Raw genomic sequence first — 14,668 nt, 5'->3', positions numbered from 1 at the left:
GAGATAAAAAAAGAATGGCTAATTTAAAAGAAGTAAGAATTCGTATAGCGTCAGTGCAATCTACACAGCAGATTACCAAAGCCATGAAAATGGTTTCGGCTGCTAAATTGAAACGTGCTACCAATGCTATTGTACAATTACGTCCCTATGCTACTAAATTGAAAGAGATCCTTGGAAATCTTTCTGGTAGCTTAGAAGGATCATCATCACCTTTTATACAAGAACGTGAGCCTAATAAGGTATTAATCGTAGTAGTTTCTTCTAACCGCGGTTTAGCGGGTGCGTTCAACATGAACGTAATTAAAACTACGAACAACTTAATTGCCGAGAAATACAGCGAGCAGTTGAAAAGAGGTAATGTAAGTATCGTAGCCATTGGTAAGAAATCTCAGGATTTTTATGAGAAACGCAACTACAATATTATAGGAAACAATAACGAAGTATACTCAGCACTTACTTTCGAAAATGTAACTAAAATCACTGAAGGCATTATGGCTGGATTTGAAAAAGGTGAGTTTGATAAAGTAGAATTGGTTTACAATAAGTTTAAAAATGCTGCAGTTCAGATTTTAACAACTGAGCAATTGTTGCCTTTGCCTAAAGCAGCGCACGAAGCTACAGCTGTAAATGCAATGAAAGCTGATTATATCTTTGAACCTTCTCAGGAAGCGATCGTTGAGCAGTTGATTCCAAAATCAATTAAAACGCAATTGTATAAAGCAGTATTGGATTCTCATGCTTCTGAACACGGAGCACGTATGACTTCAATGGATAAAGCAACTGAGAATGCTGGTGATTTGATTAAAGCGTTAAAGCTTTCTTACAATCAGGCACGTCAGGCTGCGATTACCACAGAGCTTTCAGAGATTGTAAGTGGTGCGGCTGCATTGAACGGTTAATAAGCGTAAGCATAATATATAGAGCCCTTATCAGCAATGATAAGGGCTTTTTTGATTTGGTAAATACCCTTCATATTGAAATTGCTATTTTTTTGCAGCAATTTTCGCTATTTTTGCTGTAAATAAATAGCAAAATGGAGAATCTTCAAATTAAATCCAACATTGTCATCTCAGAACAATCCATGGAGATAGTACGTCCTTTGGCAAAATCAATTGACTGGCAGGATAGATTAATTGCCATTTTAGGGGCTCGAGGTACCGGAAAAACGACCTTATTGTTACAAAGGCTGAAGGCTAAATATGGAATAGGTAAAGAAGCCTTATATATTACAATGGATGATATTTATTTCACTACTCACCTTCTTTCAGATCTGGCTCTACAGTTCAGACAACAGGGTGGAAAAATACTATTTATTGATGAAGTGCATAAATATCCCAACTGGGCCAAAGAAATAAAAAACATTTATGATTTTTATAAAGACCTTAAAATTGTATTTACAGGATCTTCCATTATAGATATTAATCGCCAAAATGCAGACTTAAGCAGGCGTGCTGTGCAGTATGAAATGACTGGCCTTTCCTATCGGGAGTTTTTGCAATTTATTGGAGTCGGACAATTTGAAGCACTAAAACTAACCGATATCTTGGACCACCATGTAGAAATTGCGAATGCGCTCAGTTTAAAATTTAAGCCACTCCAGCATTTTAATGACTATTTACAACATGGTTATTATCCATTTTTTATCGAAAATATCAATACTTATGCGATTCGTGTAGAACGTGTGGTGCGTTTAATCATTGAAGAAGATCTGCAGTTTATTGCGGGCTTTAACCCGCATCATTCTAGAAAAATCTATCAGCTAATGGCTATTCTAGCTACCAATGTCCCGTTTAAACCCAATATCACGAAACTAAGTGAGAAAACAGGAATTCACAGAAATATGATTGTCGAGTACCTGTATTATCTAAACAGTGCCAGGCTAATCAATTCTCTTTCTGCTAATGGAAAAAGTATCAGTATCCTACAAAAACCTGATAAGATATTTCTGGAAAACACCAATTTGCTTTATGCACTTGCTCCTGAAAATGTTGATACCGGATCATTAAGGGAATCATTTTTTATGAACCAGCTTAGCAATAGCAAGCATAATATTAATTTGCCTTTAAAAGGCGACTTCTTAGTAGATGATACTTACACCTTTGAAGTCGGTGGAAAAGGCAAGACCAATAAGCAGATTGAAGGTGTTAATAACGGATACATAGCAATGGATGACCTGGAAAGTGGCGTTAATAATAAAATTCCATTGTGGTTGTTTGGCTTTCTGTACTAACAACCACAATGGAATTTTATTATTAATATAAGTTAGGGATGATCTTGTCTTTCGGGTATTTAACTGAATAGCTGATTCTGATCTTTTGTGAACTGGCAGGTTTCATATTTATATTCCAGGTTAGTATTCCTGTTTCCTTATCTACTTCAGCACCATTTGAACTAAGTAATTCAACTTCCATATCCTTATCAGTCGATATTGGATACTGATCTTTGAGCTGTAGGTTTATCGCTTCCTTCTTGCTATTTCTTATTGTGATTTCGTAAGTGAAGGTTTGTTTCTTATTACTTCCTATTGTTTTTATTCCGGTTTGCTCAGCTATTTTCTCGCGTTTGATAATGATCTTTTTATCACGCCCCATACTCAACTTTAAGGTATCTGTTAAAGCATTTGGATTGATATAAGATTTTCCGATGTAGCTATTTTCGAAGATTAGGTTTGCCTCTCCGGGTAAAAGATTTAGCTTTTCGTAATCTGTAATCTCAGCCATTAAGAAAGCATCGTTGTCCACCTTAGGTATGCTGTAATATTTAAATGTGGCAGGTTGAGCGGATTCTTTCAGCATTACACTATGTGGTTTGCTATTGGAAGCAATGTCATAAGGGATATCGATATCAAATACTACATTTAATTGGTTTTCTACCTGTGTTAAATGACTGCCGATATTACTTGGAGCAGCAAAAGCAACCTCTTTGAGTTCATTCTGGTCTTGTAGGCTTTTACCTTTAACCATTATTCCGGCAATCCTTCCTTCTAATTGTTTTGCAAGTTGATATTGAGGGTTCCCAAATTGAAGAAACCAGGAAGATAGTAAAGGGGCTGTTCCATTCTGTGTAGGGTTGCCTGTAGAAAGACTAAGCTTAACCTTTTTCCAGTCTATGCCTGTATACTGACTTATGCTGGCTTTATAAAGGATCTTTAGGGGTGAAGCTGTGTTCTCTGCTCTGAGGTCATAAAGCGCCTGCCAGTGGGCATTGGGCGATAAGTAATTGATGTTAAAATCGCCATTGACAGGTTGTGTGGCTAAAACGTTAATGATGACTTGTCCAGTTGTGCCAGATTTGTCCTGACTAAGTTCCTGTAGTTGCTTTTGCAGTTTAGCAATTTTTCTTTGCCAGTGCTGTTCTGTTTCTTGTAATGTGGCTATGCTATTCCGGAGTTCTAGCTGTTTGCTTTTATAGTAATCAGCAACCTTGATCAATTCATTTACATTTACGCCAATATTAGTACCACCTACAGTCTGGTTTTTATCTAATAAACCCAATAGGTTCGTTTCAACAATGCTTTTATTTTGAACTTTAACCAATTCTCTTTTAGCTGAGGTTAGGCTGTCGTCAATGATGCGATAGGCGGGACTATTGTTGTCTTGCTTCAAATAATCTTTGCTAAAGCTGGTGGATAGTATCGTAATACTGGGAGGAACGCTGATTTGAATACTGTTTTCATCTAGTGTATTGGCGATATTGGTGATTACAATTTCGCTTGTGCCAGTAGGGATGTTAATCCGGGCTTTATGATTCAATTCTGCCCCAGCACGATATACGATTGCTGATTCTAATACCGCAGGAAATAAACGTGGTTGTTGCGCTTTTACGATGCTTGTATTTAAAGCAATAAGCAAAAATAGATATATACTTTTCATGGATTTTGTTTTTAATAGAGATGCCAGCACTAACTATAATCCATAATTCAGCTTTTATTTTTTATGACACCATAACTTATTTAAAAAGTAATGGATTATATACTGCTTTTTAGGTAATAAATATTATTTTTGTCCCATAATTATAAATAGCATGGAAGAGAGACCACTACACAATACACCTAGCATGAAAAGAGCTAACGATACTTCGATTTATAAATTGATAATTTTAGGTGTCCTAATCGGTATAGTAGGTGTTTATTTGCGTTTTGCAGGTGATTCAACTACATTGTCAATTGTTTCTTGGGCAATCTTAGCGGTTGGTACAATCGTAGCGTGCAAAGGTGTATTTAAAATATTAGACGCTTAAGCGGTAAAAATATATTATTAAAATTGAAAACCTCATCAGCTAAAGCTGGTGAGGTTTTTTTTGTAATATGTACTCTACAGTAGAGATGAATCTAGGTGTTAATGTGCCTTGTTTTTGCACTGGATGTTTTGGACTAAAAGTAAATTTATGAACCACATTCATGAATTAAGGCTATTTATGATCTGTTTAAGTAGCTTTTTAATGTAAATCGCTTCTTAAAAATAAATTGTTAAATATTTCTTTAGTGCATGCCTGTTGCGCTGGGGTTTCTTAGTATTACTATCGTTCCGCCCTTTAATCCTCATTGTGACGAGATTTTAATTGGCATAAGGGAACGGAAAGTTAAATAATACAAGTAAATCCAGGAACACGTCATGGTAAAAGTCTACTCTTTTTTTATTCTTCTTATTTCACTGCTATCAGCTAATCGACTTGTTGCGCAAAGAAATGTAGTACAGGTTGATCAATATTCTGGTACGGCAAGTGTTGTTATTCCAATTTATTCGGTAAAAAATGGCTCCCTTTCTACTCAAATTAATCTTATTAACCGGGGGGTGGGTGTAAAGGTAAAAGATGTAGAAGGGACCGGAGGTATTGGCTGGCAAATGTCAGGTGGAGGTATGATAATCAGGGAAATACGTAGTTTACCTGATGACTGTCAACAGGATAATGCAAACAACATTCGTTTAGGGTGGCTTTATAATAACAATGGAGTTAAGATAGATAATTTTACTATTGCAAATGATGGTAATGTGGCAACATGTACAGATGAAACTACAGATTTAGCAAGTTTAAATACTAATTTCTCTGATCTGTCTGATACTGAACCAGACCTGTTTTCGATCAATGCGCCAGGTCTATCAATTAGTTTTGTTTTTGATAAAAACCATCAAATTCAAACTATACCTTATCAGGATCTCAAAATTACATACACTACCAATATCTCTGGAGAGATAGAAAAATTTGTAGTAGTGAATGATCAAGGTGCGGTTTATCAGTTTGATAACATATCCAGCGCTAAATCTACAAAACAAACACTATCTACGTTTAATTCGGAAACGATTAGTGAGAGTAATATTTCTTATTTTAAAACCAGGTTTTTGCAATATAAATCGGGGATAAGTTCATATAATAATTGGTATCTGACGAGCATTACTGATGCAAATCATAATAAGATTACTTTTTCTTATGAAGATGGTCTACCCAAATATAATGTAACTCCAATTGAATTGTATATAGGTACTGCTGCCAAAGCAACTCAATATTGGATTAAAGATGAGTCATTTCCAAGCTTATTAAGTAGTGTTTGGGGCGGGGGGACTAGTGCTTCTTTTATTTATAGTAATAACTATTATACTTCTCAGCCATTACTAAGCACGATCAAATTAAGCAGTGGTGCTAATTATTTCTTAAATTATAGTAGCGTTAGGCCCTTAATTGGATATTATTCCCGATTCTTTCTAAGAGATATAACAACAGATCAATGTAATTCACCTGCAAAGTATCAGTTCTCTTACATTGGCGAGACCTTTTCCGATTATAGTTATACAACATCTTTGGGTGATTCCTCCTCAAAAAATATTGATTATTGGGGACATGCGAATGGTTATTCCAATCCATCTGGTACACTATTGCCTGCATTGAGTATTAATCCTTCAAATGGTTCATTACAACGGTATCAAATTGTAGCTGATAATGTTTCAAGACCCTCTTACTCATTTAATTTATCGGGAGCTGATAGGAGGTTGGACCCTACTATGGCTGCTGCCGGATCGGTAGGCAAGATCACCTATCTTGATAATGGCACAACTACGATGATTTACGAACCTCATGATTATTATGATCCCACTGCTGGAACTGTTGTACAGGGAGGCGGTGGTCGCATTAAGCAAATTATTGACTATGATGGAATCAATGTAGCTCATAATATGGTAAGTAATTATAGCTATGCAAACCCCTCTACTGGTATCACGAGTGGAAAACCAACTTCTTTGCCAGTGTATGGTTTTACCCGCCCTTATACAGGTAGCGGTAGTTCTTTGGATTTATGGAAAAATGCCACAGTTCGTTCTGAACTTGATCTCTCACCAAATGACCATAGTATTGTATACTCCCATGTTAAGGAAGCTAAAAATGGTGCGGGAAATATGGTTTATGAATACTATACCCCGGCAACAAATTATGATACAAGTGCTTTCCCTTCCTGTTTTGATTGTACCACTAGTGATTGGGCGCCGACAATTACTTTTATTGCCAGACCTGGATGTGGTACGGCAGGTTTTATGACTAATGATAAAAGCACCTATCCATTTGCTCCCACCACAAATTATGATTTTGAACGGGGATTGGTAAAAAGTGTAAAAGTCTACAATGAAGTAGGTGGGATTGTTGACGAAACTGAGTATTTATATCAGCGCGTTGGAATGCCAATCTCCATTACTGGTTTAAGGTGGGATGAAAACGCAGGATTTAAGGTCTATTCAAAATATACGGTGCTTACATCAACCGGAGAATTAACAAAAAAAGTAGTTAAGAAAACGACGGATTTACCCCCTTATAGCCAGGTTAAGCAAACCTCGAGTTCTTATTTTTATGACAGCCCATTTCATCATCTTTCCACAAGGCAAGAAGTTACAAATAGTGATGGGACGATTAAAAAGGCGTTTGTCAAATATGTTAAGGATTATAATACCGGAACTATTAACGATGTTGAAGTGAATGCAATACATCAGTTGAAATTGCAAAATCAGAATATACCGATAGAACAATATAGACAAGTTCAGAAGCCTAATAATGACCTAAAGGTTACTTCAGGATCTTTGTTGAAGTTTAAAGCGTTCAATTTTGGGTCCTATTCATTGTATATGCCTTCTCAAAAATTGGGGTTTGTAAGCCAAAATGGGATAACAGGATTTACAACATCAAGTATTTCTTCTGGAATTTTCACTTACGATTCTAATTATATTCCTCTTGAGAACTATCTGATCTACGACTCGAGTGGTTTTCTTCAAACTAAAGATGATAATCATAAACAAGTACAAACCTCTCTTTCTAGTTCAGTCCACCATTTCCCTGTAGCTAATATATCTAATGCAGCGGCGGATGAGATTGCATATTACAACCCTAATAATATGGTTACTAATTCATTTTTTAATATTGGTAATGGCATTACTGGTCCATATGCAGGACGCGCTGGTCTTGGTTCTGGAAGTAGTGGCCTTGAGCCAGGTATTTCCTTTTCAAAAGCGATTAAGAAAAATAAAAACGCCAAAAATTATATATTTTCCGTTTGGCTCAATTCATACGAAAGTGGTACATTTTCAATAACATTAACTGGAACAGATAATGTACCTCATGTTTATCCGCTTAATTTTACAGCAAATAGCGGGACTTGGAAGTATTATGAGATTAAAGTACCGGTAGTTAATTTATCTCCTACTTTTAATATTGACATTCAACATAATACCACTTCGGTATTGTTTTTAACTGACGTTCTTTTTTATCCGGAAAATTCTGAAATAACCACTTCCGACTATAGAGTGGCAACACTAAGTAAAATTGTTCAGACTAATACCAATGGCATTTCCGAATATTATGAGTCTGATAATTTAGGTAGGTTAAGTCTTGTTTATGATCAGGATAAGCAAATTAAAGCACGTACAAGTTATTTGTATCAGGACACTTACCAAACTTTTTCGGATCCTACATTTAGTTTTTCGCCGGTTAATAATATTATAGCTGGTACAGATGTCCGCTTTTATAATGCTACTAATTATAATCCGTGCCAGTTTACTGGGATAACTTTCTCTTGGGATTTTGGTGATGGTAGCGCTCCGCTTGTTACCAGTTCTACGATTAGTTTAGATCATAGATATGCTGTTGCAGGTACATATAATGTCACGCTTACTGTTAGTGCTTTGGGTCAAAGTAATAAAACTACAAAAGCCGTCGTCGTAGTTGTCCCGCCACCTGTTGAACCACCACCACCGCTTGTTATTCCTATAGTTTATGTAAATAATAGCTCAGGAGTGATAACCAGTATCCAACTATCTCAAAATGGAGTGGTAAAATATACTTTTACTGGCGACGAGCTTGATGGTGGTGTTATGGTTCCAGCCCAATCTTATAGGGTTAGAGTTTTTTGTTCTGGATCTTATGGAAGTGTGAATCTAAATGATGGGGATCTTAATTATTGTTCGGAATATGGGGGGGGTAATAGCTATACTTTCTTTGCCAATTTAGTCAAGCCCAGGTCGCTGACAATTACAATTAGCGATGGGAACTGTAATTAAAAACTTAGGTCTAATTCATAACTATATAGAATCAAGCAAAATGATTTATCATATAAAATATTGCTCCATTTTACTGATGTTTATGGTGTTTAACCTTGGAGTGTTGGCCCAGAACGGATATATACAGAACGAGAGGGTTAAAGTTGCGGGTGTTACCAATGAGGAACAAGTGATTCTATTACCCATTTCACAAAAGACAATCACAAGATCTTACACCGATGGCTTGGGTAGGATTGTACAGTCGGTTGCTGTACAGGCAAGTCCCTCGCAAAAAGATATTGTTCAACCCGTTGTTTATGACAACTTGGGAAGGCAAACTACTAATTATTTACCATATGCAAGCACTGCAACGGATGGTAGCTATCATCCAAATGCAATTACTAGTGAACAGCCTGCTTTTTATCAGAGTGGAAACCCATTGATAGCCCAAGATGCAGCGCCCTATAGTCAGCAAATATTTGAGAATAGTCCTTTACAGAGGGTACTAAAAGAAGGGACAATTGGAACCGGGTTTCAGCCAGATCAACATCATAAAATATATAACTATCGCTCTAACCAAAATGCAGATTATGTAATTGACTGGGGTACTAATGCGGTAAATCAAGGCTATTATGATGCAGCCACATTGTCGATGTTAGATGCTACTGATGAGGATGGTAAGCAGGTTGTTGTATTTAAAGACAAAAATGGGAAAACTATCTTAGAACGTAAGAAAGCAAATCAGACAGTTAACGGTGTTTTTCAAACGTATTTTGATACTTACTATCTTTATAATGAAGCAGGTGCATTAGTATATATTGTTCCGCCTAAGGCTATCTCTCTAATGCAACAAAGCAGCAATTGGAGTCTTTCTCAAACTACCATTGTTAATCTGATATTTAATTATCAGTATGATATACGTGGACGTTTAACTCAGAAAACTATACCTTCTAAGGGAGCACTTTTTATTGTTTACGATCCGGTGAATAGACCGGTTTTGATGCAAGATGCAAATCTTAGGACCAATAATCAATGGAATTATATCAAGTATGATGGTAAAGGACATGCAATTAGTCAGGGTATTTATACGGATACTGATCCAGGGCATATTGGCCTTGTTAATATGCAAAGTTATGTGAATTCACTTGATTACAGTACTGTTTATTATGAGGAACGAGCATCGGTATCTGCAACAGGATATTATAGTAATGCAGTTTTTCCTACTACTTCAATAGAACCCCTCGCTTACAGTTACTATGATGATTATGATTTAGATCAAAATGGTGTACCTGATTATAGCTATGCTGTTCAGGGGCTTACCGGGGAATCTGTCGCTACGAATTTGTTAAGGGGGTTACCTACTATGTTAAGAAAAAGAACCGTTGGGAATGGTTTAAGTAATATTTGGTTAATAAATGTGTTGTTTTATAATAAGTATGGTCAGTCCATCCAGAAGCAAAGTAATAATCATTTGAATTATACAGCAGAAGTTGTAACTGATGTAAGTACCAGTGTCTTTGATTTTAATGGCGCAACTACTTTAACTAAAGTTTCCAAGCTTGCTGGAGTGGCAACAACTAATGTACAAACAGATTATGTTTATGATCATGCTTATCGGTTAGTAGCAGTTAAGCAGAGTTATAATGGCGCTTCAGCAATTTCTTTGGCTGCTTATAATTACAATGAAATTGGGCAACTTATAAAGAAAGATCTTAAGCCAGGACAAGGTGTAGTTCCTCAAAATCTAACCTTAGATGATAATAATGTTGTAAGCAATGGGAGTACTTTACATGTAAAAGCAAGTAATAGTATTTTACTAGGCCCAGGATTTCATGCCCAGGATGGGGCAATTTTTAGTGCCACAATAGGAGAGAGTACGCTTCAATCTCTTGATTATCGTTATAATATACGTGGTCAATTGCAATCTATTAATAACAGTACGTTGAGTAATGATGGTGGCATTACCAATAGCGACAATTATGACGTTTTTGGGATGCAGTTGTTGTATGATCAAAGTGATTCAAATTTGGGAAATACTCCGTACTTTAGTGGTGCGTTATCAGCGGTTAAATGGATGAGTAAGGATGGCAATAACATCAGTAGTGTTGAACGAAGTTATTCATATAATTATGATGTATTGAATAGACTTACCTCATCTGCTTATGCTGAACGCACCGGGGCAACGGGTAATTTTAATAATAATGTAGGTGGATTTAATGAAAATGGGATTAGTTATGATGAGAATGGAAACATCTTAACTTTACAACGTAATTCATCTACACCTGGTAGTAATTCTCACACTCAAATTGATAATTTAAGTTATACTTATAGCAGTACTCATCCAAATCAACTAGAAAGTGTTAGTGATGCAGCGGCTAGCGGGGCAGGCTTTATGATCTACCCAGGAGGTAATAGTGTTGGTACTTATGGTTATGATGTGAGTGGTAATCTGGTGAGTGATCCATATAAGGGGCTTAGTCTACAGTATAATACACTCAATAAAACCGATAGGATTACCATAAATGCCGGAAGTGGACAGTATATAGATTATACTTACGATGCCTCTGGCGGTTTATTACGTAAGCAAGTTTATAAGACTGGTTCGGCAACTTTGGTAACAGATTATGTTGAGGGCTTTGTTTATAATAATAATTCTGTCGGGAACGTTAAAAATCTGGCTTATTTTGGGATGCCGGAAGGAAGGGTCAGAAATGATCAGGGGGTATTGAAATTGGAATATGTTATAACTGATCAGCAGGGGAATGCACGTGTTAGCATTGAAGATAATGGTAATGGGATGGCAGTTGTACGTCAGGAGAATAGTTATTATGGATTTGGGATGATTTTAGCTAATAGTCCTGTAGGAATGCTATCTGATGGTAATAAACATTTGTATAATGGTGGTTCAGAATGGCAAAATGATTATGGAAATTTACCTGACTATCAACAAACTTTTTATCGAAATTATGATGCTGCATTGGGAAGGTTTGTAGGTGTTGATCCTTTAGCAGATAGTTATCCTTCTGTTACAGGATATCAGTACGGTAATAATAACCCAATCATGTTTAATGATCCGCTTGGTGATTCACCTAGGCCTTTGCCTATGATGAATGATGTTGGTATGGGCGAAGGCGTTAGTAATGGTGGTGCTGGAGGTGGATTGTCCAAGAATGGGCGTTATTTTCATGAAAAATGGGTGGCTAAGCTGGAGTCTAGAGGTGATCATGGTGATTGGAGCTCTTATTTAGGCCAATACCTGCCGACTGACGCTCAGCGAGAACAAATTCTTGCGCAGTATGGGACAACTATTGATCCTGGATCTGCGGCTGGGCAGGCTATTTTAGGGGGACATCTACAATCAGAAAATGGGGTTTTGGGCTTTTATCAACAAAATGGAATTGCTTTTCATAATGCTCAACATACTAATGAATATGGTGATGACAAAATGGGTAATTCAAAACCTACTTATAAATTTGTAGCTTTTGACGGTAGTCTTAGCCAAGAGCAAGAGTTGGCCAAGTATGGTGAGATCACTAGTGCGAGCAGTGTTTCATTTGGGGTTTCAATTGTTGGCGGGGTTATTGTAGAATATGGTGTAGTTATGACAAATAAAAATTGGGGTCAACGTTATTCAACGGTATATTATGCTCATGGTATTAATCCACCCTCAATATCGGGTGGAGTCGCATATATTTCCCCTAAGCCAAATACGCATCCAGTATTTTCTGATTGGAAAGGAACAATAGGCGGACTTTCTGGCAGTGTTGGTTATGTAAGCGGTAGTGTTGGGTTCACGTCTACATATACTTCTTTTGGGGCTGCGTTAAGTTACGGGAAACCTTTTTCCTTTGCAAAGGAAATCTCCAATTCGGGGACATTTAATATTGGGCAAACGACCCTCATAGGGGCGCCATTCCATATGGGAGCCGATTTCACAAATTCATATATTAAGACACAAACTTATAGTGGAGGCCGTTAATATGAAATTAAGCTTTAAAGTAAAAAGAGTCGTTCAAGACGAACCGCAAATCATTATTGAAAAGATTACGTCATATCTGAAAAAATTTGATTATAAGGTCGTTGAAAGAGACGAAGCATCATTGGTTTTCGATGAAAATGTTTATAGTGATAGGACAAGTTCCCGATCTGACTATTATACAAGGGTAGCTGATGGTAAATTTGAGATTATTGTTTTAGACCAAGAAACAATTGTTAGCCTAGTCTACCGAGTTTCTATTCTAAGAGAATTTGTTTTTTTGTTAATTATTTTCATTGTTGCTGTCACTGTAGATTATAAAGCTTTGATGTTATCTATAGTGTTCGTGGCTAATTTTATTTATAAAATAAATTGTTTAAATAGAGTTCTTTTAGATGAAATAGTGAACAAAAACCTTTAAGGTGATGACGCATTTTTCAATTAGTAGTTTAAAAATCTCATTTGGAAGTCGAGTTTCTGAGTATTTAACTGCGAACGAAGGTTGGGGTAGAAAATGTACTGATTGATTAAAGCAGAAACTGAAATACCAATGAGGGAAAGTAACCCATGAGCAAGAACTAGTACAACCTTATTTGGCAAATAAGTGATGTTATGAAATATCCAATATTAGTTTTCTTTTTTATACTTGTACTTGTTGCTATTTAAATTAAGGGCAGTAAAGAAACCCCTTTTTCTGATTGGGCAGGCCCAGTGTTTGGTGGGACCGTAAATTATGGTAATTATTCAGGACAGTTCGGTACTTCATCAACATATAATGCTTGGGGAGGTGGTGTTGGCGTTGGACTTGTCATTTAAACTATTTGGGGCCGGTAGCGTTGGTTATACTACTTTAATGGGGACGCCTTTTCATTTAGATCAACCGAATTATTCAAATACTTACATTAAGACTCAAACTTATTCTGGAGGACAATAATGAAACTAAAATATCAAATAGACAGAGAAACCAATAAACAGCCAGAGGCATTACTAGATAAAGCAGTCTCCGTTTTAACTAATCAGGATTATGTTATTTTAGAAAGAACCGAAAGTACATTGTCTTTTAAAGATGACAATTGGCAAATTCGGTCTAAAAACAAAATATTAAGTAAAGTAGATCAAGGGAAATTTGAAATCGCCGCCTCAAAAGATGGTTCGCGAATTACTCTTATTTATTATGTTTCCTTCCTTCCTGAATTTATAATAACGTTAATTTTAATAATTATAGGCATTACTCAAAGTTATTATGTTGTAATTATAGCAGTGCCTCTATTAGTACAGCTTTTTATAAGAATTGATACGCTAGAGGCATCAAGCAATGAAATGATTACAAGAGTTATTGTTTAGACCCCATATCGTGGGATATGTTTTAGAGAATGACGCAAAAATGAGGCAAGCTGTATGCAAATGCTTTTTGTGCCCAATGCTCTTTTAAATAACAAGACCTGGAGCCACTGTGCTGGTTTTTGTATAGCTGCTAAGTAGGATCCGCTGAGAAATCGGATAATACTAATATCAAAAGACAGGCCTATGTTTCAATAAACGGTGTTCAATATTATCTTGACGATCCTAACTGGGATTTTGATCATAGCAGAATTCAAAGAGGCGATTCACTGGTTAAGAGAAAAAACTCGATGATAATTAGATTATTTAGACGGAATGTCTTGGTGACTACTGAAGGGAAGGATAATTAATAATAGATTTGTTATATGATGAACTTAAAAATACAAAGGGGATTACTTTTATATATAATGGCAACAGGACTCATTATCTCCGCTTGCACTTTTAGTCGTACTTACGTGGATAGAGCTGATGATATTCAAGAGGGCAAACAGTGTGTCAATAATTTTTACAATAGTGTCTCAAATAAAAATTACGCTGCTTTAGATTTAATGACTAGTGGTGCATTGGTAAATACAGCAGGAAAAAATGCAGTAAGTAAAATAGTGAAACTTATTAATCGTAAGGTTGGTAATTATAAGAGCTATTTGATTGTGGATAGTAATACCGTTCGAACTTCAGGGAGTAGTAACAAAATAATTTATAGGTTTAAAATAAAAGTAACCTATGAAGATGGCGTTGTTGATGAACAGGTTGGTTTAGAAAAATTGGAAACTTCGGATATAAAAGTGATGTCTTATTATGCCAATTCAGATTTATTAATACAGTAGTGGATTAATAAATC

General features: G+C 36.2%; 10 protein-coding genes. 9 read left to right on the top strand and 1 reads right to left on the bottom strand.

The features are described 5' to 3' along the window. Positions 1-14: 14 nt before the first annotated feature. Together atpG and FBD94_RS14600 are read left to right on the top strand one after the other, a co-directional pair. On the top strand, positions 15-899 hold the full coding sequence (gene atpG / locus FBD94_RS14605; protein ID WP_136880712.1) for an ATP synthase F1 subunit gamma: 885 nt from the start codon (positions 15-17) through the stop codon (positions 897-899). 134 nt (positions 900-1,033) lie between these two features. Further along, entirely contained in the window at positions 1,034-2,230 is a 1,197-nt protein-coding gene (locus FBD94_RS14600) for an ATP-binding protein (protein WP_136880711.1), read from the top strand. Between the two features lie 22 nt (positions 2,231-2,252). On the opposite strand, the gene FBD94_RS14595 is transcribed toward FBD94_RS14600, so the two are convergent. Continuing rightward, positions 2,253-3,872, bottom strand: coding sequence for a DUF4139 domain-containing protein (locus FBD94_RS14595; RefSeq protein WP_136880710.1), 1,620 nt, complete (start codon positions 3,870-3,872; stop codon positions 2,253-2,255). A gap of 184 nt (positions 3,873-4,056) precedes the next feature. Between FBD94_RS14595 and FBD94_RS14590 the strand changes: the two genes are divergently transcribed. From FBD94_RS14590 to FBD94_RS14560, 7 genes are all read left to right on the top strand, one after another. Then, a complete protein-coding gene (locus FBD94_RS14590) occupies positions 4,057-4,239 on the top strand; it encodes a hypothetical protein (RefSeq protein ID WP_235884482.1) in 183 nt (60 codons plus the stop codon). 374 nt (positions 4,240-4,613) lie between these two features. After that, on the top strand, positions 4,614-8,531 hold the full coding sequence (locus tag FBD94_RS25945) for a PKD domain-containing protein (RefSeq protein ID WP_169472314.1): 3,918 nt from the start codon (positions 4,614-4,616) through the stop codon (positions 8,529-8,531). Between the two features lie 40 nt (positions 8,532-8,571). After that, positions 8,572-12,489, top strand: a complete 3,918-nt coding sequence (locus FBD94_RS14580; RefSeq protein WP_136880708.1) for a DUF6443 domain-containing protein — start codon at positions 8,572-8,574, stop codon at positions 12,487-12,489. A gap of 1 nt (position 12,490) precedes the next feature. Further along, positions 12,491-12,907, top strand: coding sequence for a hypothetical protein (locus FBD94_RS14575; RefSeq protein ID WP_136880707.1), 417 nt, complete (start codon positions 12,491-12,493; stop codon positions 12,905-12,907). A 312-nt stretch (positions 12,908-13,219) separates the two neighbouring features. Then, positions 13,220-13,420 (top strand): hypothetical protein, encoded by a 201-nt coding sequence (locus FBD94_RS14570; protein WP_136880706.1) that lies wholly within the window; start codon positions 13,220-13,222, stop codon positions 13,418-13,420. Then, a complete protein-coding gene (locus FBD94_RS14565; RefSeq protein WP_136880705.1) occupies positions 13,420-13,830 on the top strand; it encodes a hypothetical protein in 411 nt (136 codons plus the stop codon). Before FBD94_RS14570 ends, FBD94_RS14565 begins: the two co-directional genes overlap by 1 nt. 362 nt (positions 13,831-14,192) lie before the next feature. Beyond that, entirely contained in the window at positions 14,193-14,654 is a 462-nt protein-coding gene (locus tag FBD94_RS14560; RefSeq protein WP_136880704.1) for a hypothetical protein, read from the top strand. Positions 14,655-14,668: the final 14 nt, after the last annotated feature.

Origin of the sequence: Pedobacter hiemivivus (assembly GCF_005144565.1) — a bacterium.
Lineage (GTDB): Bacteria > Bacteroidota > Bacteroidia > Sphingobacteriales > Sphingobacteriaceae > Pedobacter > Pedobacter hiemivivus.
Note: the sequence above shows the minus strand (reverse complement) of the source record. Positions and strands in the feature narration are given on the sequence as shown.